The organism is Mycobacterium sp. NTMscope_Eco_3, assembly GCF_976985685.1.
In genome coordinates this window covers 3,397,536-3,418,151 of record NZ_CDRJYZ010000001.1, presented here as the reverse complement: position 1 = coordinate 3,418,151, position 20,616 = coordinate 3,397,536, and the positions used below count along the sequence as shown (strand labels likewise).

The 20,616-nt window shown below is 64.3% G+C and carries 21 protein-coding genes, 2 pseudogenes and 1 riboswitch; of the genes and pseudogenes, 14 read left to right on the top strand and 9 right to left on the bottom strand.

The features are described from left to right. Positions 1-398: 398 nt before the first annotated feature. From ltrA to AC0KTM_RS15405, 4 genes and pseudogenes are all read left to right on the top strand, one after another. On the top strand, positions 399-1,916 hold the full coding sequence (ltrA, locus tag AC0KTM_RS15420) for a group II intron reverse transcriptase/maturase (protein ID WP_306454289.1): 1,518 nt from the start codon (positions 399-401) through the stop codon (positions 1,914-1,916). Between the two features lie 251 nt (positions 1,917-2,167). After that, positions 2,168-2,398, top strand: a pseudogene (locus tag AC0KTM_RS15415) (methylated-DNA--[protein]-cysteine S-methyltransferase); the annotation flags it as partial. A gap of 52 nt (positions 2,399-2,450) precedes the next feature. After that, positions 2,451-2,759 carry a hypothetical protein gene (locus AC0KTM_RS15410; protein ID WP_008260736.1) on the top strand — a complete coding sequence of 103 codons (309 nt, stop codon included), beginning with the start codon at positions 2,451-2,453 and terminating at the stop codon, positions 2,757-2,759. 23 nt (positions 2,760-2,782) lie between these two features. Continuing rightward, complete coding sequence (locus tag AC0KTM_RS15405; protein WP_008260734.1) at positions 2,783-3,496, top strand: hypothetical protein; 714 nt, start codon at positions 2,783-2,785, stop codon at positions 3,494-3,496. A gap of 40 nt (positions 3,497-3,536) precedes the next feature. Here AC0KTM_RS15405 and AC0KTM_RS15400 read toward each other — a convergent pair whose 3' ends face one another. Continuing rightward, entirely contained in the window at positions 3,537-4,682 is a 1,146-nt protein-coding gene (locus AC0KTM_RS15400) for a PPE family protein (protein WP_472416057.1), read from the bottom strand. A 362-nt stretch (positions 4,683-5,044) separates the two neighbouring features. On the opposite strand from AC0KTM_RS15400, the gene AC0KTM_RS15395 reads away from it, so the two are divergent. From AC0KTM_RS15395 to AC0KTM_RS15385, 3 genes and pseudogenes are all read left to right on the top strand, one after another. Further along, on the top strand, positions 5,045-5,344 hold the full coding sequence (locus AC0KTM_RS15395) for a PE family protein (protein WP_008260731.1): 300 nt from the start codon (positions 5,045-5,047) through the stop codon (positions 5,342-5,344). Positions 5,345-5,356: 12 nt separating this feature from the next. Beyond that, positions 5,357-6,526, top strand: coding sequence for a PPE family protein (locus AC0KTM_RS15390; RefSeq protein WP_008260723.1), 1,170 nt, complete (start codon positions 5,357-5,359; stop codon positions 6,524-6,526). A gap of 124 nt (positions 6,527-6,650) precedes the next feature. After that, positions 6,651-6,805 (top strand): annotated as a pseudogene (locus tag AC0KTM_RS15385) (IS256 family transposase); the annotation flags it as partial. A 387-nt stretch (positions 6,806-7,192) separates the two neighbouring features. Here the strand turns inward: AC0KTM_RS15385 and AC0KTM_RS15380 are convergent. The 8 genes from AC0KTM_RS15380 to AC0KTM_RS15345 all read right to left on the bottom strand — a co-directional run bounded on the left by AC0KTM_RS15380 (position 7,193) and on the right by AC0KTM_RS15345 (position 13,992). Next, a complete protein-coding gene (locus tag AC0KTM_RS15380) occupies positions 7,193-8,860 on the bottom strand; it encodes an NRAMP family divalent metal transporter (protein WP_008260722.1) in 1,668 nt (555 codons plus the stop codon). Between the two features lie 31 nt (positions 8,861-8,891). After that, positions 8,892-9,236 (bottom strand): CBS domain-containing protein, encoded by a 345-nt coding sequence (locus AC0KTM_RS15375; RefSeq protein ID WP_225325986.1) that lies wholly within the window; start codon positions 9,234-9,236, stop codon positions 8,892-8,894. Between the two features lie 347 nt (positions 9,237-9,583). Further along, a complete protein-coding gene (locus tag AC0KTM_RS15370; protein WP_008260719.1) occupies positions 9,584-9,868 on the bottom strand; it encodes a WXG100 family type VII secretion target in 285 nt (94 codons plus the stop codon). A gap of 28 nt (positions 9,869-9,896) precedes the next feature. Beyond that, a complete protein-coding gene (locus AC0KTM_RS15365; protein ID WP_008260715.1) occupies positions 9,897-10,193 on the bottom strand; it encodes a WXG100 family type VII secretion target in 297 nt (98 codons plus the stop codon). Positions 10,194-10,308: 115 nt separating this feature from the next. Continuing rightward, positions 10,309-11,529: a PPE family protein gene (locus AC0KTM_RS15360; protein WP_008260714.1), complete on the bottom strand. Its 1,221-nt coding sequence runs from the start codon at positions 11,527-11,529 to the stop codon at positions 10,309-10,311. Between the two features lie 14 nt (positions 11,530-11,543). Continuing rightward, the gene (locus AC0KTM_RS15355; RefSeq protein ID WP_036429503.1) at positions 11,544-11,843 is read right to left on the bottom strand and encodes a PE family protein; all 300 of its coding nucleotides are present in this window, start codon (positions 11,841-11,843) and stop codon (positions 11,544-11,546) included. A gap of 293 nt (positions 11,844-12,136) precedes the next feature. Continuing rightward, a riboswitch (M-box (ykoK) riboswitch) is annotated at positions 12,137-12,307 on the bottom strand. Continuing rightward, positions 12,303-12,500: a hypothetical protein gene (locus tag AC0KTM_RS15350; RefSeq protein WP_145929538.1), complete on the bottom strand. Its 198-nt coding sequence runs from the start codon at positions 12,498-12,500 to the stop codon at positions 12,303-12,305. Its footprint overlaps the riboswitch before it by 5 nt. Positions 12,501-12,721: 221 nt before the next feature. Beyond that, positions 12,722-13,992, bottom strand: a protein-coding gene (locus AC0KTM_RS15345; protein WP_085978347.1) for an IS3 family transposase whose coding sequence is annotated in 2 segments (ribosomal slippage) — positions 12,722-13,719 and positions 13,719-13,992 — 1,272 coding nt in all. Because the reading frame shifts where the segments join, the coding sequence is not laid out codon by codon here. 253 nt (positions 13,993-14,245) lie between these two features. Here AC0KTM_RS15345 and lpqS (AC0KTM_RS15340) point away from each other — a divergent pair. The 7 genes from lpqS (AC0KTM_RS15340) to AC0KTM_RS15310 all read left to right on the top strand — a co-directional run bounded on the left by lpqS (AC0KTM_RS15340) (position 14,246) and on the right by AC0KTM_RS15310 (position 20,607). Further along, a complete protein-coding gene (lpqS, locus tag AC0KTM_RS15340; RefSeq protein ID WP_457602220.1) occupies positions 14,246-14,686 on the top strand; it encodes a putative copper homeostasis (lipo)protein LpqS in 441 nt (146 codons plus the stop codon). A 308-nt stretch (positions 14,687-14,994) separates the two neighbouring features. After that, complete coding sequence (locus tag AC0KTM_RS15335; RefSeq protein ID WP_008260707.1) at positions 14,995-16,122, top strand: pyridoxal-phosphate dependent enzyme; 1,128 nt, start codon at positions 14,995-14,997, stop codon at positions 16,120-16,122. A 145-nt stretch (positions 16,123-16,267) separates the two neighbouring features. Then, positions 16,268-17,299, top strand: coding sequence for a cation diffusion facilitator family transporter (locus tag AC0KTM_RS15330; protein WP_008260705.1), 1,032 nt, complete (start codon positions 16,268-16,270; stop codon positions 17,297-17,299). Between the two features lie 12 nt (positions 17,300-17,311). Beyond that, entirely contained in the window at positions 17,312-17,755 is a 444-nt protein-coding gene (lpqS, locus tag AC0KTM_RS15325) for a putative copper homeostasis (lipo)protein LpqS (RefSeq protein ID WP_046182027.1), read from the top strand. Between the two features lie 109 nt (positions 17,756-17,864). After that, positions 17,865-19,010: a PLP-dependent cysteine synthase family protein gene (locus AC0KTM_RS15320; RefSeq protein ID WP_036429502.1), complete on the top strand. Its 1,146-nt coding sequence runs from the start codon at positions 17,865-17,867 to the stop codon at positions 19,008-19,010. Continuing rightward, the gene (locus AC0KTM_RS15315; RefSeq protein WP_008260700.1) at positions 19,007-20,311 is read left to right on the top strand and encodes an MFS transporter; all 1,305 of its coding nucleotides are present in this window, start codon (positions 19,007-19,009) and stop codon (positions 20,309-20,311) included. Before AC0KTM_RS15320 ends, AC0KTM_RS15315 begins: the two co-directional genes overlap by 4 nt. After that, complete coding sequence (locus AC0KTM_RS15310) at positions 20,308-20,607, top strand: PE family protein (RefSeq protein WP_036429500.1); 300 nt, start codon at positions 20,308-20,310, stop codon at positions 20,605-20,607. Before AC0KTM_RS15315 ends, AC0KTM_RS15310 begins: the two co-directional genes overlap by 4 nt. Positions 20,608-20,616: the final 9 nt, after the last annotated feature.

Below are 20,616 nucleotides of genomic sequence, written 5' to 3'. Positions count from 1 at the left end.
ACTGCCAGATGGTGCGGGTCCGGCGAGCGAGATGGAAAGGAGTACGAGAGGAACCGGCGTTTACGTCTCTCAAGGCTGGATCGGCTCGAACCTGGTGGATGTGGGCCGAGAGCGGTGCGTCCCAACATGTTTAGCGTGTTGTTGGGAACTCCTGGGTCGGCTTCAACGACCGACCCGGAGACCACGGTGAAGTGCTGCGGGGTAGTCGTGGTGATGCCGCAGGGACCGAGTCGGGCTCCTCCTTCATCGAGCGAATCACAGTGAACACGGGAACCGTTCTGGTCTCGCCGGTGTTCCGGGCATCCAGTCTTGGGGCGTCGGCTGGGCGCATCGACAGCCGATCAGTCCAGGACGGGGCGGAGCCGCCGTAGTACTTCGAGCCGGGGAAAGCCCGGCACATGGGGAAGGGCGGCAGCGGTTATCGAGAAGGGAAGGACACTGCAATGCCGGAAGATGCGCCAGTGAATACCGGCGCTCTCGATCAGGATGCCCCGCTGGGGCCTTGGTCGCGGGTATCGGGGATGCAGACCAAGCTTCACCATTGGGCAGCGGCCGATCCCGGCCGCAGGTTCGATGATCTGTTCAACTTCGTGTGCGACTCGGCGACGCTGCTGGTGGCGTTTGACCGGGTCGCAGGCAACACCGGCGCGAAGACTCCTGGCGTGGACGGCATGACCGTCGTGACGATGGAGGACACCGTCGGTGTGGCCGGCTTCCTGATCGACCTGCGAGCCCAGTTGAAATCGGGTTCGTTCCGCCCGCTACCGGTACGGGAACGCATCATCCCCAAGCCCGGTGGGAGCGGAAAGGTGCGGCGGCTGGGTATTCCCACCGTCGCCGACCGGGTGGTTCAGGCGGCGCTCAAGCTGGTGCTGGAACCTATTTTCGAGGCCGACTTCGTGCCGGTCTCTTACGGGTTTCGGCCGATGCGGCGAGCGCACGACGCGGTCGCGGAGATTCAACGTTTCGGCACCAAGGGTTATCGCTGGGTGCTGGACGCGGATATCGAAGCGTGTTTCGACTCGATCGAGCACTCGGCCCTGATGGATCGGGTGCGCGCACGGGTCAAGGACAAGCGCGTGCTCGCGCTGGTGAAGGCGTTCCTCAAGGCCGGGGTGATGACCGAACTCGGCATCCGTGAGGCCAGCTTCACCGGCACGCCGCAGGGAGGCATCTTGTCCCCGCTGTTGGCCAACATCGCCTTGGGCGCGCTCGATGAGCACGTGCACGGGCCGTGGATGCCTGGCGGGATCATGAGCACTCCTCGCCGACGCGCCCGACGTCGCGCCAAGGACCTGCCGAATTGGCGAATCGTCCGCTATGCAGATGATTTCGTCGTCCTCGTGCACGGCAACCAGGCCGACGTCGAAGCCTTGCGCGAAGACATCGCCAAGGTGCTGATTCCGCTGGGGTTGCGGCTTTCCGAGGCCAAGACCCGGATCGTGCACATGGGTGACGGGTTAGACTTCCTTGGGTTCCACATCCAGTGGCGCCGCAAGCGTGGAACGACCAAGTGGTACGTCTACACCTTCATCGCCGACCGGCCCGTCCGGTCGTTGAAGGACAAGGTACGTGCCCTGACGAGCAGGTTGTCGCAGCAACCACCCAGGGTCGTGCTGATCCGGCTCAACCAGATCATGCGCGGCTGGTCGGCTTACTTCCGGCATGCAGTGGCTAAACACACCATGAGCTCCCTGGAAAACTTCGTGTGGCACAGGGTGATTCGATGGTTCCGAAAGCTGCACCGCTGGAATGGAAGAGACATCCGCCGACATCACACCGGTCTGCATGGCCGGTGGACCAGACCCTCGGCGGACGGGATCGAACTGTTCAACCTGGCCTCGGTACCCATCACGCGGTACCGCTACCGGGGCAACACGATCCCCAACCCCTGGACGGTGGCACACCCCGCCTGACGGCAGATGCCGTGGAGAGCCCGCTGCGTGGAAACACGCACGGCGGGTTCGGAGAGCGGCCTGGGGAAACGGACCGATGGCAACACCGGCACCGCGCCCCAGGCCGACTCAACCAGTCCCAGTGGATTTCGTCGAACGCTCCGCCCGTTGGCGCCCGTGGTGTTCCTAGGCCATCCAATATCTTTGGGTCATTCTTGAGCTTCCGGTAAACCATTGGCCGCCGTCGAGGTCGCATATCGAGTGCCGCACCCCCGACAGGGGAGACGAGGTCGTACGGACGCATCGCCGAGCAGATCGGCGCTGCGGGGTCCGCGCGCGCGGTGGGATTGGCCAATGGGCATAACCCGATCGCGATCGTCGTGCCGTGCCACCGGGTGATCGGCGCGAACGGCAGCCTCACGGGCTACGGCGGCGGCCTGCAGCGCAAACGCGCCCTGCTGGACCTGGAAAAGATCCACGGTTGCGCGACGCTGTTCGATTAATGGCTCGCGCTTCTTTTGCGGGGTCGGTCGAACGGCGCTATCGTCCATAATTGTGGACGACAGTGCGAAGGACCCGGCGGTGGTGCTGCCGTACCTGGTCGGTCGGCCTTTGGCGGCTACCGAGGTCTACGAAGCGTTCGGCTACCGCAAGTCCGCGTACTATAAGGCGGCTCGCGAAGGCAGGTTGATTACCGCGGACAACTTGATCAGGGCGGCCAAGTATTTGGGGTTGAATCCGGTTGACCTGCAAGTCCGCTTCGGCTTGATCGACCCCGACTCGGTCACCGAGTATGTGGAGTCCCAGGCCGGCCCGCCCAGGCTGCGTGATCTTCGTCCCGATCCCAACAGTCCGCCGGTCTGAGCGGGACTGCCGGGACCGTTTGAATGATCAAAACCGCACTCATCGTCGCCACCTTGGCCGCCCTGCTGTGCAGCCTGTGGATCCGGCGCGACACCTGGCGCTCGAGGTGGGAGGCCGGCGCTACCCGCAACATCGCATTGCATGGCTGCGCGGTGCTGCTGATGTCGCAGTGGGCCGCGGCCGCGCTCGGACCGCTCCTGCACCGCATCTTCGGGCTGTGGAACGTACAACATCTGCTCGGCCACATCTGCTGGATCTTCGCGGTGACGGCGATCATCCGCCACGGACTCATCCGCCTGGTCGACGAAACCCACGAGAGCGAGCTGTTGCGCAAGCACGTGACGCGCCCGCTACGGATTGGGGTTCCGTTGCTGGTGGCGCTGTTCGTCATCGCCGACGAAGGCCATCATCTTGACTTTTTCGCGGCCCCCGCCGACTTCTGGTTGCTGGCCTATTGGCTGGTCCTGGGTGCCCTGATGATCTACCTGCTCTCCTACGCCGGGCGAGTGCTGCTGATCCTGCGGACGGATCCCCGCTCAACGACGACCGTCGACCTCTATCTGATCTCGGCGGGATTCGGGGTGGCGGCGAGCGTGATTCAAATCGGCACCGCTTGGGCGGGCACCGATATCGCCTTGTCCGTCTGGTTGTGCGCCTGTCTGAGCGCCATTGGCTTCGCGTATGGATCTGCCCGGTCTTGGCAGGCGAAGGTCGCCTGGTTCACGTCCGGCAAGTAGGCCCACGCCGCGCGTTCGCCGCGCCGCGGACCCTAAGCGTCTATCCGCCGACGACGTGCCGAGCCACCACCATCGGGCGGAACCCGTACCGCTGCCCGACAATCTTGCCGCCAGCCGCCCGGCCCGTGCCCGTCAGCGGCATGCCGCGGAGCAACCCGCTTCCCTTGGCCTCGGAGCCGGCGCTGACGGTGCTGACCGCCGGGGGCGCTGTTTCCGCGCTTGTCGCCGGTGCCGCGGCGGCCCAACTCTGCGGCACCGACAAGTGACCCACCGTGGCCGCCCTGCCCAGACCCGCCGAGACGGGCGAGGCAGAGGACGTCGGGCCACCGCCCAGGGTTCCGCCCAGGGTTCCACCCAGACGAGGCACGGCCGCCGCGGCCTGAGTTCCTTTGCTGGCGGCGGCCGGCCTCCCACCTAGCCAGAGCTTCATAAAGTGGTCATAGTCGCCCAGTTGGTAATATAGGATGCCAAGGTCGCTGGTATACATTTTTACCCAGTCTTTCCAGGCCACCGGTTTGGATGATTCCGATGACGCAGCCGATGCATTCAGTACTGCGCTGGAGGCCGATGTTGGGTTTGCCAGCCCCGAGGTGGACGCGCTGGATTGCGCGCTTGTTTCGGCCGCGTTGGCGACCGCGGTGGCTTGACCGGCCTGCCCCGCCGGGTTGGTGGTGGATGGCGGCCGGTCGAAGGTGGTCAACGTTGAGGCGCCGGCTGACGCCGCGGCGTAGCCATACATCGCGGCCGCGTCCTGGGCCCACATTTCGGCGTAGTGGGCTTCGGTGGCAGCAATCGCCGGCAGGTTTTGGCCGAAGAAGTTCGTCGCGATCAGCATCATCAGTTGCGCGCGGTTGGCCGCGATCACCGGTGGCGGAACCGTCATCGCGAACGCCGCCTCGTAGGCGCCCGCGGCGGCCTTCGCCTGGATGGCCGTCTGCTCAGCCTGTGCGGCGGTCGCGGTCAGCCACGCCGTGTACGGGGCCGAGGCGTTGGCCATCGTCGCCGAGGCCGGACCCCTCCACACGGCGGTGAGTTCGGCGATCAACGAACTGTAGGAGGCTGCCGTGGTGTACAGATCGATGGCCAACCCGTCCCAGGCTGCGGCCGCGGCCAGCATTGGCCCCGAACCCGCGCCGACGTACATCCGCCCGGAGTTGATCTCCGGCGGAAGCGCCCCGTAGTCCACTAATGGGTCCCTTCGTCTTGTCGACGGCGGTCGCACGCACCCCAACGCCGCCCGAAACCGTGGTCAGATACTGGTGCGCGAGTACCGTCCAGCGCCGCCGACACCGTCGGCCGTGGAGTCACGAACGCGATGCCGTTCCGCGGCCGCGGTGGCTACCCCTCAAGCGTGGACGTTTGTACACATATGCGATTCTAAGAACATATATGTACGTCACAGTTCACAGCTATGAACTGAATCTAGCTGACGATGAACATTTGTCTTTGGACATACACTATTGCGCGCGCAGCACTTAACCTCGCGGAGGAGCGGCTTTAGCGGCCCTTCCACACCGTTGACCGGAACCAGCGAGGAGAGAAATCACCGTGTCGTTCGTGACCACCCAACCCGAAGCGTTATCCGCCGCAGCCCAGAACCTGGCAACTATCGGCGCGGCGCTGGCCGCACAGAATGCGGCGGCATCGGCGCCGACGATGGGCGTGGTTCCCGCGGCGACCGATGAGGTCTCAGTGCTGATCGCGGCCCAGTTCGCCACGCACGCCCAGATGTATCAGAACGTCTGCGCCCAGGCCACGATGATTCACGACAGCTTCGTGAGAATGCTGCACTTCGGCGCCGGTTCCTATGCGGCCACCGAAGCCATCAACGCCGCCGCGGCCAGCTAAGGAGGGTGACAAGTGCTGGATTTCGGAGCGCTACCCCCCGAATTCAATTCTGCGCGCATGTATTCCGGCCCCGGTTCGGCATCGATGATGGCCGCGGCATGGGCCTGGAACATGCTGGCCGCCGAGCTGGACTCTGCAGCCACCGCCTACGACACCGTCATCACACAACTGACCAGCGAAGGGTGGATGGGCCCGGCATCAGCCCAAATGGCCGAGGCGGCCCAACCTTATGTGACGTGGATGCGTACCAGCGCGGCGCAAGCCGAACAGGCCGCCACATCAGCCAGAGCCGCCGCGGGGGCGTACGAGACCGCGTTCGCCGCCACGGTGCCCCCACCACTGATCGAAACGAACCGCACCCTGCTCACCCAGGCGATTTCCACCAATGTCCTCGGCCAAAACATTCCGCTGATCACCCAACTCGAGGCCCAATACGGTGAAATGTGGGCGCAAGACGCCGCCGCGATGTACGGCTACGCGGCCCAAACCGCACCAACTGCCGAAGTGACGCCGTTCACCGAGCCGGCCCAAACCACCAACCCCGCCGGACAGGCCATGCAGGCCGCCGCGGTCACCCGAGCCGCCGGCACCTCGGCCGGCACGGACGCGCAGACGCAACTGTTATCCTCCACGCCCTCTGCACTGCAAAGCCTCGCATCACCTAGTTCATCAACCGCATCCACAACACCGATCTCGGATGCGTTGAAACAGAACGAGTTTGTGAGCTTGTGGTCGCAATACGCCAGCCCCACCCAGAACACCCTCGCGATGATGTATCGCGCTACCGGCATGACAACGCACTTTCAATCACTCGGCAAGGCACTAGCACCCGCCGCCAAAGCCGCCAGCGACGGCGCCAAGGCCGCCGCGGCCCTGCCCACCGTTGGCGCGTCGCTGCGCGGCGTGGCCGGTGGTGGCGGCGCCATATCGGCAAGTTTGGCTTCTGCTGCACCGGTCGGTGGGCTGTCCGTACCGCCCACCTGGTCTGCCGCGACCCCGGCGGTCCCTTCGGGGGCATCATCGATCCCGGTCAGCCGCTTCATCACCACGCCCGACACGTCAGGGCCCGGAAACCTGCTGGGCGGAATGCCGCTGGCGGGCGTCGGCGGAAGTTCGGGCGGCACCGGTCCGCGCTACGGGATCCGCCCGACGGTGATGGCGCGCCCCCCGTTTGCCGGATAACGCGACGACGTCCCAACCATTTGCGCCGAGATCCAGTTCAGCGCAACGCTGTTCGAGTGGCCCACGGACACCGCGCCGCTTTTTGAGCGCGGCTGGGCCATCCGTGTCCGCGGACACTTCCCGCTTCCCGACCAATCAGGCTGCACTCGAATACCTCTACTTAATCACGCGGTCACTGCACCTGACCGGGACAGGACAGAAGCGATGGACATGCGTTCAAGATTGGCAGTGAACGCCTTCGCGATCTGCTTCGCCGACCGCATGCCGGAAAGTGAAACACCTAACCGAAGATGCCGCTTACACCGTAATCTGACGGACCCCGATGGGCCGGCCCCAGGATGTCTAAGCGGCATCCCAGCAATGCCATCGATCGCGACCCGCCGGCGAGGAATCTTCAGATGTTTCCCACCGCTCAAGCCTGCGCGTTCATTGGCGGGGCGCTCGCGGTCCAGCTTGGACGGCACCGACAGCTGTTCGATCGAGCCCGCTCAGCCGACGCGCGTGAAGGTTTTGTTGCCCAGACCTGGTTGCGCGGCGACAGAGTTCGCAAGCAGGTCTGCTCGGTGAAGCTGCGGTTACAAGTGCGTGGGGGGGCGTTTGGGTGAAGCTCACTCGCGCTGGCGAGGCCACTAAGTGAGCTGCTGCGTCCGACGCGCACGGTCGTCGTCAGGTGCTACCGAGTTGGATGGCTTTGGCCACGAGCAAAATCGCCCCGACTACGAGGTAGCCACGCAAGGCCAGCATGCCTAGCCGAGTTCCGGCCGACCAGGACACCGGTTTCAACGAGGTCAACGGCGGCATTCGCCAGGTGGCCCGTTGGGCTGTGGCCAGGTCAAGGGGGGGGCTGGTCAGGCCATTGTGTTTCGGGCGGTGGCGGCCATACCACCGCAGCACACCGAAAACGGTTGCGGAGCATAGGGCGATACCGACGGTGAGGTCGGCGGCGAGTGAGACGATGTCGAGGCGGGGGAATACGGTCGTGGCCATGAGTATTCCCGAAAGTAGCAACAGCACACTGACGATGAGCCCTGACGCTACGTTGAGCCACGGCCGGTTCACCCAGGGGCCTAAGACTTCCCGGTCGTTGCACAACAGCACCAAAAAGACAGTCGCGCTGGGCAGCAGCAACCCGGCCAGCGCTTGCACGCCGGTCGTGATCAACCCCAACGGCGCCCCGGGGATTAGCACGATCGCTGCGGCGATCACGACCATCCCGGTGTAGGACAGGTAGAATGGCTTGGCGTCACCGAAGCCACGGTGCAGGGAATGCTTGAGCCCGAGTACATCCCCGAAGGCATAGCTGCTGGCCAGGGTCACCGCAGCCGCCCCAATGATGGAGGCGTCGAGCAACACGATCGCGAACACCGACCCGAGGGTGGTGTTGATTTGGCCGAGCAGGTGCGCAACCGTGCCGGCGTCGGCGAAGCGCCCACGGCTGTTGGTGGCCCGCGCGGCCCAGTCGCCGGTCATGATCAACGCCGCCGCACCGATCACCACGACGAAGGCACCCAGTGTGGTGTCGGCGCGCTCGTAGCCGATGAAACGCGGCGTGATGCGCTTGTCGACAATGTTGGACTGCTGAAAGAACAGCTGCCACGGGGCCACCGTGGTGCCGACCATCGCGATGATCAACAGCACCGCGTCCGAGGTGACTCCGCCACGCATGCCCGGGATGACAAACGATTTCGCGGCGCGCCCCGCATCTGGATGGGACATCAACAACATTGGGATTTGCAGCAGCGTGATCGCGATGAACGCGAGCATCGCGCGTTCCCAGCGCTGGAAGCTGCCGGTGGCCATGATGGTGATCAGCGCGATCGCGGCCAGCGGGACGACCACATATCGGGGGATGCCGATGTAGTCGGCCGCCAGGGTGATGCCAATGAATTCGGTGACCAGGGTCAGAAAGTTCAGCAGGAACAGGTCACCCACGGAAAACCAGCCCCAGCCGCGGCCGAACCGCTCATTGATCAACCGCGCGTGTCCGACCCCGGTGACCGCACCGAGCCGGACCACCATCTCCTGGTTAACAATCAGCACCGGGATCAACAACACCAGCACCCACAGCAGGCTGTAGCCGTAGTTCTGTCCGGCCTGCACGTAGGTCGAGACGCCTCCGGCGTCGTTGTCGCCGACCATCACGATCAAGCCGGGCCCGATGATCGCCAGCATGGTGGCTAGGCGGATTTTCAGGCTACGCGGACGGGCGTTGTCGCCGAGGCCGATTCGGCCCAGCGCACCTTCGATGTCGCCGACGTGTGCGCTGTCCAGCACCGCGGTGCCGTGCGGCGCCGCCAACACTGTGTCGGAAGTGGGGCGGTCCAAGAGTGTCATAGCCAGTCTCCTTCTTCGCTGCTCATCGAGGTCAGGTCTTCGCGAACCAGGCGTGGCCCGGGCGCTCGCTAGCGCCAGTCGTCGGGAATGGTGGCCTGAGCACGGCATCGACGGTCACCACCCCCAGCGCCTGACCCTCGTCATCGACGACCGAAATGGTGTGTAAGTTGTAGTCGGCTATCAATACCGCGGCATCGATCAGATCGGCATCGGGAGTCACCAAGATGGGATTCGAATCCATCAGTGTCGCAACCGCATCCGCAAGGTTCGATTGCAAAGTGCGATCACTGACACCACGCCGGCCAGCCGCCCGCGCTCGTGGAGGACGTGCAGCTGCAGACGCCCATGTTTCGCAGGAGACAATGTCGAGGTTCATCAAACGGCCTGCGCTGTGCGGGTTTGAATCCCAACAAGGGCGATCACCGTGGGAGCGCTGGGGTGCGGGCATCAATTCCAGAACACGGCGCCGGGTGGGACTGGCGCAAAATGAAGGCCGCGTCGTCGGCGTCGTCGGCACGGATCCGGGCGCGCAACGCGGCGACCTCGTGGGAGGGCGGGCAACTTGGCCGCCGGGTGTCTTCAGCAGTCCGAGCAGGCGGAGCGGTCGTCGGGTCTCGGTCGCCGGTTTGTTCATGGATCTCTCCTTGGCGCAACATGTGGATCAGTGGTGGGTGGTGGTAGCACGGGAGCGGCAATACGGCTGCCGCGCTTGGGGTTAGGCGGTTAGGCCCAGCTGGAGCCCACGGCGCTGTCGGTGCTGGCCATGTGGGAACCGGCCGTTTGTACTTTGGAGCCGTGAGCGTTGGCCTGCTCGTAGATCACCTGGAAGTTGCGGCCCAATTGGGTGATGAACTCCTGGCAGGCCAGTGAGCCCGCGCCGCCCCAGAAGTCGCCGGCGGCAAGCACATCGCGAATGATGGCCTGATGCTCAGCCTCTAGGGTGGCGGCTTGGGTGCGGATCAGCGCACCGTGGGCGTCGACGTCGCCGAACTGGTAGTTGATCGTCATCGGTGTTCTCCTCACGGGTGCAAAGCAGTTAGTTGCCCAGGATCTGCTGGGAGGCCTGTTCTTGGTCCTCGTAGTTGCTGGCGTCACGAATCAGGTTGTCGCGCACCCCGTGCAGCATGGTGACGATATTGCGAAAGGCGGTGTTCATCTGGCTCACGGTGTTGTAGGAGGTGGCTTGAGCGCTACCGCTCCAGCCGTCGCCGGCGATGTTTTGCGAGGACGCCAGTATCTTGCGGGCCTCGTCCTCCACGGTTCGGGCGTGCACTTCGAAACGCCCTGCCATCGAGCGCATCTCGTGCGGGTCGGTCGTAAAACGCGTAGTCATCTGAATGTCTCCTTATCTAGAAATCATCGAGTGCCACATAAGCGGTGAATCGTGGCCGAACTGCTTATGCGGTTGGGGCCGTCGAACTGAGGCTCGCAGCCGATCCCCGTATCTGCTATCCGGCGATGGGTGAGCGGGCCATTACGGTGAGCCGGAGCCCGTATTTGGGAGCACTGCCTATGTGGCTTCCGGCCGTGTTCGCCATCGGCATGCCGGGCATCATGGGCATCACACCTGCCGGAGCCGCGGTGAGGGGCGTGCCGCCCAGCCCTGAGGCAAGAGAGCTAGGGGGTGGGGTTAGGGCGGTCCAGCTCGCGGGCACCGATAGCGGGCCGATCGACGCGGCCCGTCCAAGGGCCGCGGATGCGGCGCCGCCGGGTCCCAGGCTCGTCAGACCCAATAGGCCTCCGAGGGGGCCGGTTGTGACAGCTTCTCCGATGGCGTTTCCCGCGGCGCCCCCGGCTGCGCCGGCGCCCAACAAACTCGTGAAGGCACCCAATGTGTTACTGGGCGTGTAAAACCCGGACGAGAAGATGGTGTTCCAGATGTTCGCGTTGGGCCCCCACTGGTTCCAGAAGTCGTTGAGCTGTGAATTCCCAGACCCACCAGAGCCAGTCAGTTGGCCGAGGATTTCCGAAAGTCCCGACGTCGACGACGAAGACGACGCGGGTGAAGCGAGGCTCTGCAACTTTGTGGGTACCGTGGAGGTCAGCTGTGACAGTGCCGTCTGCGTGCTCGTGCCTGCCGACGTAGCAGTGGCCTGGCTGACCGTCGCGGCCTGCCCGTCCAGCCCCGCCGCATTGGTTGTCTGTTGTGGCGCGGTGAATGGCGTCACCGTCGAGGCGGCCGCCGAAGCGGCGGCGTAGCCGTACATTGCGGCAGCGTCCTGGGCCCACATTTCGCCGTAGTGCGCCTCGGTGGTCGCGATCGCCGGCGTGTTCTGCCCCAAGACGTTGGTGGCGACCAACGCGCTCAAAAGGCTACGGTTGGCCGCGATTACCGGTGGGGGCACCGTCATCGAGTACGCGGTCTCATAGGCACCCGCGGCTGCGGTGGCCTGGGTAGCGGTTTGTTCAGCCTGCATCCCAGTCGTGTTCATCCAGGCGACGAGAGGTGCTGCGGCGGCCGCCATCGATATCGACGCCGGGCCGCGCCAGCCTTCGCTGCTCAATCTCGAGATCGTCGAGCTGTAGGAGGTTGCCGCCGAACGCAATTCAGCGGCCAGCGTGTCCCAGGCCGCGGCGGCGCTAAGCATCGGCGCTGAGCCCGCGCCGGAATACATTCTTGCGGAATTGATTTCCGGCGGCAACGCGCCGAAATCGATCATGACAGTCATTGGACACACTTCCTTTAGCCGGCCGCGATTGTGTTGAGGGCCTCGGTGGCGGCGTACGAAACGGCACTGGCCGCTAAGGTCCGCACGAACAGGTCACAAACTGCTGCGGCTTGTGCGCTCACCGCTTGATACAGCTGCGCGTGCGCAACGAACTGGGTCGCGGTCAGCGCCGAAACCTCGTCGGCCGCTGCAGGAATCACGCCTGTCGTAGGCGTAGATGCGGCCGCGTTCTGGGCGGCGAGCCCTGAGCCGATATTGCGCAAATCATTGGCTGTCGTCGCCAGTATTTCTGGCTGTGCGGTCACAAAAGACATCGGACTTCTCCTCAAGGGGAATGCAGACTGAAGCTGCGGCTGTGGTCGTGTCAGAGCACGCCAAAAAGACGCACGTCCACGAAGCGGGACGCGGGCGAGTGCGAACCGAAGCGGCGCAAGCCGATTCAGATAGTGGAAATGGTGCCGGGGCCGGATCCGAACGAAATGCTCATCGGACTCGGATAGGGACTATCACCGCGACTCATCTCGCTCTCACCTCCTCACGGCCAGGGCACACGGGGGTGCCAACAGTCGCACACCGGGGATGAGGCAACCCGGCGATTCAGCCGGGCGCGGCACCCCTCTCGTCACAGCTTTGGCACCACACGGCGTATCCGGCTGAGCCGGAAGCCACTTGGGCTCAACCCTTAAGCCGGGAAGAGCTGTCCTGACCCGGGGCGTCTCTCGACGTTCGAGGTCAGTGGCCTATGTCCGTGCAGACGCCTCACCTACCGAGGTTTATGCGAACGTTATCTTGGCACTCAAGGCGGCACCAGTCAACCCGGCGCGTTGACTCACCAACAATGCCCGCCTGCCCCCTTCGTTGTCCCAAAGAGAAATGCTGCCCGCGAAGTGGCGTGTTGAAGCGGCGAAACCGGTGCGGCGCAGCAGGCCCAGACGATGGGATTGACGGTGGGTGAACGCCAGCGTTTGCACCGGGCCTTTACTAGGCCGTGCTGGACATGCCGGCTGGCATGTGGCTGGCGCCGATGCTGGGTGAGCTGGTGAGGATCTTGCGGCGGTTCGGCGCACTGGACATTGATGGCGACACCGGGGGCGCCGCTATGACCGCGCCATATCGTCGGCCATCTATTGCCGTGTGGCGCCCGAAGGCGAGAAGTACGAATTGAACCGCCCCGAGTTCGATGCACACGCGGTTATGGGTGTGCAGCCTCTGATTGGGCTGTGTTCGTAGCGTAGTAGATCGTCTCGTACTCGGTCGGTGGGATGCGGCCCAGGCGGTGCATGAGCCGGCTGGTGTTGTACCAGTGCACCCAGTCGGCGGTGAGCAGTTCCACGTCGGTCAGGCGCTGCAGGGGGCCGCGCCGGAAGGGCGAATCCGCCCGGACGGCTTCGGTCTTGTACAGCCCTATCGTTGTTTCGGCCAGAGCGTTGTCGAAGGCGTCCCCGACAGTGCCGATTGAGGCCACCAGCCCGGACAGGGTCAAGGTTTCCCCGAACCGCACCGACGTATATTGCGACCCTGCGTCCGAATGGTGAATAGTGTTGCCCATCAATGGATTGCCTTCATTGAACCGCAGTTGCGCCGCATGCCTGATCGCCTGACGCACGAACCGGTCTTCCTTGCTTGCCGAGCAGGTCCAGCCCACGATCCGCCCGGCGTAGGCATCAATGGCGAACGCGGTGTAGACGAACACCCCGGTGGCCAGGCGCACGTAGGTGAAATCCGCGACGAGCAGCACGTTGGGGGCGCGCACCCGGAACTGGCGTTTGACCAGATCCGCCGCCCGGGTCGCGGCCGGGTCGGCCACGGTGGTGCGGACCTTTTTGCGCCGGGTGACCCCGCGCCAGCCGTTGACGCGCATCAGTCGTTCCACGGTGCAGCGGGCCACGGTGATGCCCTGGCGTTGCAAGTGAGCCCACATTTTCGTGGCCCCGTACAAGGACTCCGGTTTGCGCCGGCCGTGCTCGTCGGGTTCGTAGTAGCCGGCCAGCACCTCGGTAATGACGGTGTCCCACAGGGCCCGCGCCGACGGTGGGCGGGCCAGCCAGGCATAGAAGGTTCTCGGGGCGATCACGCAGCCGTGCTCAGTGAGCACGCGGCAGATCGGAGCGACCCCGAACCGAGCACGATGCTCGGCGATGAACGCACAGATCAACGGTGTCGCGGGTCGCTCTCCCGCACGAAGAAACTTGTTGCCGCCTTGAGGATTTCGATGGTTTCCTCAAGTTCGCGGTTCTTGCGTTTGAGCTCACGCAACTCGCGCACGGTATCGGTGGGCGCCCCGTCGCGGACCCCGGTGTCGACCTCGGCCTGGTTGATCCAGCGTCGTAACGATTCATACGACACCCCCAAACGCTTGGCGACCGCGGTCAGGCAGGCCGTACGGGTGGCGTACTCCTCGGCATGGTCGCTGACCAACCGCACCGCCCGGGCCTTGAACTCCTCGTCGTACTTCTTCGGCATGATGCGAACAACCTTCCCTCGAAAGAAGGTGTGCATCGAACTCGGGGCGGTTCAAATTGACGGACCGTTGACGCAACCGAACCGCGGTCATGCAAAGCAGCCAAACCGGCGCGGGTTAACGCTCGATCTGGTTCGTTAAGTGAGCTGGTGGTGAGCAAGCGCTGAACGAGTCGTGACAAGTGGGGCACATATTGTCGTAGCTAGGCTTTTGCCGACGACATCGTTCCCGTGCGGTGCTAGCTTCGGGGTTGTTATGAGAATCGACGTTGCCGATCCGACAATGCTGCGATCCCGTTTGGTCGCGGTAGCAGCCACAGTGTGGTTGATGTTGTGGATGGTAATCGGTGGCGCACACCACCACGAAAGTAGAACTAACTCAACGGATCTGGAAATCGTTGCCGGTGAAGCGCTGACTTCGCTTGAATCGTCGCAAGTGGTCAGGGATCAGCTTCCCCCAGACCATGCGCACGCAGAAAGGGATTCGTCGACACACCACGACGACCAGTTCATGGCCGCCGCCTTGACACCGTCTGTGGCCGCGTTGGCGAGTTTCGGCGCCGCGGTCAGCCCGGTTGGGGGGGCGGGGTGGTCGGCTTATCCCGCGGCGGCGCCGGGGCGGGGTCCGCCCACTGTGCTTGCAGTGCGTTGCGCCGGTCGAGATCTGTTGACTCGGCTCTGCTTGTCTCGTCGCTGATCAGTCGCCGTCAGGCCGTTGCGCTTCGCGTCGCCGGCCGGTGAACGCTTCTTACCAATTGTCGCGTGTCGCGCGTTGATGGAAGTGACGATCAGATGATTGACGTTGTTCACACTGGCAATAATCTTGCGGGCAGTCCACCTCGTACCGCCACCGGGGCGCGCTCCTGCTGGCGGCGCAGGCCTGCCACCTATGGGCGGCTGGTGTCTTGGTGTGACATGCTTCGGTGCCCAGGATCTCGGCGTCCCAGAGCATTGCGGAACCGTGGTTTCTGGGCGAAGCTTGAGTGCTTCAACCCAGGTGGCAGCATGAAGGAAGTCCTTGCCACGCAGTTGGTCGATAAGGCGCGCGACCGCGGCGGGTTGCTGCCCGAAGCTCGGACCGCGGAGTTTTCCGGCGGCAACCTATGTTTGGGACTGGTTCTAGCGGGCGAGGTGTGCGTGGGTCCGGTAGCGGTTGTCATCGATACCGGGATGATGGAACCGATCATTGGGCGGATGCTTGCTGCCTACTGCGCCGACGTTGTCCTCGTCGATGCACCGCGCCCGGTTGGTGGATGGGAACAAGCCCGCAAAGATCGGGTCGTGCAGGCGTTGGCCACCGATCACGGTGCATGGATTCCGGTTCAGTACACCAACTTTGACAACGTTGTCGGTGATCAATCCCTGGATTTTGAATTGCCCGTCCAGCGCGGTGGAATCGATGTACGGGTGTGCCTGGCGGCTACCGGCAGCTATTCGGCAGGAGTTGTGCGAATGCTACTTCAACAGAGCGAGCAGGCGCCGAGATCCGCATCGGTTTTGCAGGATTGGCGGATCATCCTGGTCAACGGGTCTTTGCTGCTCTTGGCCGCGATGATGGGTTTGTATCTAGTGACTTTCCAGGTCTATCTTGTCCTGCCTGTGCAGGTGTCGGTGCTAACGCCGTGGTCCCAATGCTGTTTTGCCGCTGGTGTGTTCGCGATTTCAGGTGTGGTGGTCGTTGCCGGCCAGTTGCGGACCACCCCATGGTTGTCCGACAGATGGGGTTGCTGGCGTAGCTTGATCGCCGGTCTAGCCATCCTGGCAGTGTCGTATCTGCCGCTGATCATCCTGGCCGACGATCGGAGCTCAAGTTCGCCACCGGACGTCGAAGCACTCGCAGTCTCCGCAGCGCTGCTTGCGCTAGGATCGGCCCCGGCGATCCCATTCGAACTGCATGCTGCAAATACTTTTACCCGTAACCGTTCGGGGGCAACACCTTACCGGTTCTATGGCACCGTCGTCGCAATCAGAACCCTGATCTGCAATGGGCGACAGCGGCAATCTCCGGCACAGCGGTACATCGCGGGCATCACGAAATGCTCTGCGCTGCATTGTTTTTTGTTAGCGCCGCCGCAGCACTTGCGCTCAATCCGCTCTATCGCGAACAGCGGTCAGGCAACCGCGATCATCTGAACAAAGGCCTTAAGCCGTGCGTCACGGCGTAGTCAACACGAGGAAAGAAAAGAGGCGCAACTCATATGGAAAACCGAACAGGAACGTCTGACAGAGCAAGTCTAGCCGGGGATTTAGTCCCCAGCCGGCCGCCGAGGGTGCGGCCATGAGCGGGCACAGCCACGCCCACGGGCACGGGCACACAACCGATGCTGACCGGCGGTGGCTAGCCGGCGCCCTGGCGGTGATCACAGCATTCATGGTCGGCGAAGTGGCGGTAGGAATCGTTGCACGATCCCTCGCACTGATCTCGGACGCGGCGCACATGCTTACCGACGCGGCCTCAATCGCTTTGGCGCTGTGGGCTATCGGGTTGGCAGCACGGCCGGCAGCGGGCCGTATGACCTACGGTTGGCGACGGGCGGAAATCTTGTCTGCGCTGGCCAACGGCCTGACTTTACTAGTTTTGGCGGGCTGGCTGGCCTATGAGGCGGCCCGTCGACTAATTGACCCGCCGCCGGTCACCGGCAGGCTGGTGCTGATGACGGCACTGATCGGGGTCGTGGTGAACGTGACCGCGACGTGGATGATCAGCCGCGCCAATCGCTCCAGCCTGAACGTCGAGGGTGCTTTCCAGCACATCCTCAACGACCTGTTCGCTTTCATCGCAACGGCAATCGCCGGCGTGGTGATTGTGTTCACCGGGTTCGCACGCGCCGACGCCCTCGCCACGCTCGTCGTGGTGGTGTTGATGGCGAAGGCCGGGACGGGATTGGTGCGTGCTGCAAGCCTGGTACTCCTGGAGGCCGCGCCTCGCGGGTTCGAGCCTGAAAAGATTGGCCAGGCGATGGCGGCACGCGACGCGGTGGTCGAAGTTCACGACCTGCATGTTTGGGAAATAACGTCAGGGCAAACGGCACTTTCAGCGCACGTGATCGTGGATGAGGACCGCGATTGCCATGAAACCCGGGCCGAGTTAGCGGCGTTGCTGGCGCACACGCACGGAATTTCACACATCACCCTGCAGCTTGAGCACCAAAAATCAGGCAGGCTCAACGAACACGGTTTCGCAGGCGCATGCGCGCACTGCGCAGAACCGCACGGGCTCACCCACCGCTCAGTAAACAACCAAGCCCATTATCACGAGTCGGATACAGGCGGCACCGACTCCTCGTCGTTGTCGCATCTCCGCGGTTAAGAACGGGCTGTAATGAGGTTGGGCGGCGCTAGCTGGTTACTACGGCTGCGGTATGTGGCGGTGGTGGGAACTGCAGTGTGGTTGGCGGCGTGGGGCGTGCTAATCGGCGCCGACAGTGTGATCATGCCTTCGCACTCATCGGTGGCGCGGCCTGCACCTGCGGTTGTGGCCTCGACAAGTGGTGGTGATCATCCCAGTTTCGGCGTCGATCATTCGCATGTGGGCAAAGGATTGTCGGGCGAGCATCCTGAGCAGTTCACCACGGCGGTGTTGCCGCGCTCGGGTACTGCGGTGGCCGCGCTGGCCGCGTTGGGTGTGGTGTTGGCCGTGGCCGTGGCCGTCGCTGGTGGGCTGGCCTGGTTTGGGGTGCCCGCCGGGCGCGGCCCCCCGCGTGCCCCGGCTTTTTCTGTTACCGGTCAAGACGTCTTGACCCGGTTCTGCTTGTCTCGTCGCTGACTGGTCAGCGCCAGGCCGTTTCTGCCCTTTGTGGCGGCGGCCGGTGACCGCTGACCCATGTCAAGTGCCGCGCTCTGGTTCGCGGCTTCGCAGGAAAGCGACGATTCCGATGACTGAAGTTCGTTCTTTTGACAACATTTGTGTTCATTCCGTTGCGGCGCTGACGGTCCTCGAGCCGCGCGACTGCGGCCAGCGTGCCCCTGGTACCTATCGGCGACCCGCCGCGCTGGTGGGTAACACGCCGGTGTTGCGGATCTCGGCCCCGCTGGTCCCGCCCGGACGCGGGTTTTGGGCCAAGTTGGAGGGGTTCAACCCCGGCGGCAGCATGAAAGACCGCCCCGCCCTGCACATGGTCGAAGCCGCCCGGGCCCGCGGCGAACTCACACCCGGGGCCCGCATCGTGGATTCCACCAGCGGCAGCCTCGGATTGGGCCTGGCGCTGGCCGGGCAAGCCTACGGGCATCCGGTCACCGTGGTCACCGACACCGGCATGGAACCGATCGTGCGCCACATGCTGGCCGCCTACGGCGCCGATGTCGAGCTGGTCACCGAGCCGCACCCGGTGGGGGGCTGGCAACAGGCCCGCAAAGACCGCGTCGCCCAAGTCCTGGCCGCCGAGCCGGGGGCTTGGTGCCCCGACCAATACAGCAACCCCGACAACATCACCGGCTACCGATCGTTGGCGTTGGAGCTGCTTGATCAGCTCGGCAACGTCGACGTGCTGGTCTGCTCGGTAGGCACCGGGGGACACTCCGCCGGCGTGGCGCGGGTGCTGCGCCGATTCAACCCCGACATGAAACTGATCGGGGTCGACACCATCGGCTCGACCATTTTCGGCCAACCGGCCACCACCCGGCTCATGCGCGGACTGGGCTCCAGCATCCACCCGGCCAACATCGACTACCCCGCCTTCAACGAGGTGCACTGGGTGGCCCCACACGAAGCCGTCTGGGCGGCACGCACTTTGGCGGCCAGCCAGTTCGCCAGCGGCGGCTGGAGCGTCGGCGCCGTCACGCTGGTCGCCGGCTGGGCCGCGCGCACCTACCCCAAAGACACCCGCATCGCCGCAGTGTTTCCCGACGGACCCCAACGCTACTTCGACACCATCTACAACGACGACTACTGCCGCGAGCACCAGCTGTTGAACTGGCAACCCGTCGCCGAGCCCACCACCCTCACCGACCCCAACCAACACGTCATCACCTCCTGGACCCGCACCACCACCATCACCAACCCCACACTGGTGTCGCGATGAAGGGCTTTATCGCGCGGTTTCGCGGATTCGACGGGCCCAGCCGGGTACTGATGATCAACCAGTTCGGCATCAACATGGGTTTTTACATGCTGATGCCGTATCTGGCGGGGTACCTGGCTGGCCCGCTCGGGCTGGCCGCCTGGGCGGTGGGATTGGTGCTGGGCGTGCGGAATTTCTCCCAGCAGGGCATGTTCATCGTGGGCGGCACGCTGGCCGACCGGCTGGGCTACAAGCCGTTGATCGTGGCTGGATGTCTGTTGCGCACAGGCGGTTTCGCGCTGCTTGTGGTGGCTCACTCGTTGCCGGCTGTGCTTATCGCCGCGGCGGCAACCGGTTTCGCCGGCGCCTTGTTCAACCCGGCGGTGCGTGCCTATCTGGCCGCTGACGCCGGAGATCGCCGGGTGGAGGCCTTCGCCATGTTCAGCCTCTTCTATCAGGCCGGAATCCTGTTGGGTCCGCTGGTCGGACTGGTCCTGGTGGCCGTTGACTTTCAGGTCACGGCGGCGGCAGCGGCGGCCGTGTTCGCAGTGTTGACCGTGGCGCAGCTGTTGGCGTTGCCGCAACGCGGTGTCGATTCGGCGCCGCAGCAGAAGTCGTTTCTGCAGGACTGGCGGGTTGTCGCCGGCAACCGGCCGTTCCTGCTCTTCGCGGCGGCGATGATCGGCTCCTACGTGTTGACGTTCCAGGTGTACCTGGCGCTGCCGCTGCAGGCGTCGATGCTGACGCCGCGCTCTGGAAAGGCTTTGGTTGCAGTTCTTTTCGTTGTCTCTGGCCTGGTTGCGGTGATCGGACAGCTGCGCATCACCCGTTGGTTCACCAAACGCTGGGGATCTGGACGTAGCCTGGCCATCGGTGTGGCCATCCTGGCGGCCTCGTTTGTGCCGCTGACGGTCGTCCCCGACGGCCATCGGTTCGGGACACCCGCGGCGGTGGGGGCCCTGCTGGTGTCGGCGGCACTGCTGGCCGTCGGTTCGGCCGCGGTCTTCCCCTTCGAGATGGACACCGTCGTCTCGCTGGCCGGAGGCCGGCTCGTGGCCACCCATTACGGGTTCTACAACACCATCGTCGGAGCCGGAATCCTCGTCGGCAACCTGGCTACCGGATCGATATTCGGTGCGGCACAACGGCTCAGCGCCGGCGCACTGGTGTGGGGCGGGCTGGTTCTCATCGGCATCATCGCCACAGTTGCCCTGCACCACCTCAACCCCGCCCGCTCCGCCGGACCCGCGTTCTCCGATGCGCGGGTTGAGTCGTGTCCATCAGAAGAAGTCCAGGCGGAAACAGTGAGGAGCAGCCCATGATTTTTGTGACTACCCAGCCGAAGGCTCTGACTGCACCGGCAGACGATATGCAGGGCATCGGCTCGGCGATGAGCGCCGAAAACGCGGCCGTGGCCGCCCCGACGACCGGGGTGGTTCCCGCCGCCGCCGGTGAGGTGTCGGCGTTGACGGCGCTGCAGTTCGCCGCGCGCGCGCAGATGTACCAGGCCGTCAGCGCCCAAGCTGCGGCGATCCACGAATTAGTCGCGAAACCCCTTGGTGTCAGAGCTGATTCGTATGCGCTCACCGAGGCCGCCAACGCGATCGCGGCCGGCTAAGCACTCCGA

What these genes read in the sequence shown, in the direction of transcription:
- AC0KTM_RS15375 (WP_225325986.1), bottom strand. Translation starts at nt 9,236, where the DNA reads ATGAACCTCGACATTGTCTCCTGCGAAACATGGGCGTCTGCAGCTGCA.
- AC0KTM_RS15355 (WP_036429503.1), bottom strand. Translation starts at nt 11,843, where the DNA reads ATGTCTTTTGTGACCGCACAGCCAGAAATACTGGCGACGACAGCCAAT.
- ltrA (WP_306454289.1), top strand. Translation starts at nt 399, where the DNA reads ATGGGGAAGGGCGGCAGCGGTTATCGAGAAGGGAAGGACACTGCAATG.
- AC0KTM_RS15365 (WP_008260715.1), bottom strand. Translation starts at nt 10,193, where the DNA reads ATGACTACGCGTTTTACGACCGACCCGCACGAGATGCGCTCGATGGCA.
- lpqS (WP_457602220.1), top strand. Translation starts at nt 14,246, where the DNA reads ATGAGAATCGACGTTGCCGATCCGACAATGCTGCGATCCCGTTTGGTC.
- AC0KTM_RS15310 (WP_036429500.1), top strand. Translation starts at nt 20,308, where the DNA reads ATGATTTTTGTGACTACCCAGCCGAAGGCTCTGACTGCACCGGCAGAC.
- AC0KTM_RS15380 (WP_008260722.1), bottom strand. Translation starts at nt 8,860, where the DNA reads ATGACACTCTTGGACCGCCCCACTTCCGACACAGTGTTGGCGGCGCCG.
- AC0KTM_RS15330 (WP_008260705.1), top strand. Translation starts at nt 16,268, where the DNA reads ATGAGCGGGCACAGCCACGCCCACGGGCACGGGCACACAACCGATGCT.
- AC0KTM_RS15405 (WP_008260734.1), top strand. Translation starts at nt 2,783, where the DNA reads ATGATCAAAACCGCACTCATCGTCGCCACCTTGGCCGCCCTGCTGTGC.
- AC0KTM_RS15320 (WP_036429502.1), top strand. Translation starts at nt 17,865, where the DNA reads ATGACTGAAGTTCGTTCTTTTGACAACATTTGTGTTCATTCCGTTGCG.
- AC0KTM_RS15370 (WP_008260719.1), bottom strand. Translation starts at nt 9,868, where the DNA reads ATGACGATCAACTACCAGTTCGGCGACGTCGACGCCCACGGTGCGCTG.
- lpqS (WP_046182027.1), top strand. Translation starts at nt 17,312, where the DNA reads ATGAGGTTGGGCGGCGCTAGCTGGTTACTACGGCTGCGGTATGTGGCG.
- AC0KTM_RS15360 (WP_008260714.1), bottom strand. Translation starts at nt 11,529, where the DNA reads ATGACTGTCATGATCGATTTCGGCGCGTTGCCGCCGGAAATCAATTCC.
- AC0KTM_RS15315 (WP_008260700.1), top strand. Translation starts at nt 19,007, where the DNA reads ATGAAGGGCTTTATCGCGCGGTTTCGCGGATTCGACGGGCCCAGCCGG.
- AC0KTM_RS15335 (WP_008260707.1), top strand. Translation starts at nt 14,995, where the DNA reads ATGAAGGAAGTCCTTGCCACGCAGTTGGTCGATAAGGCGCGCGACCGC.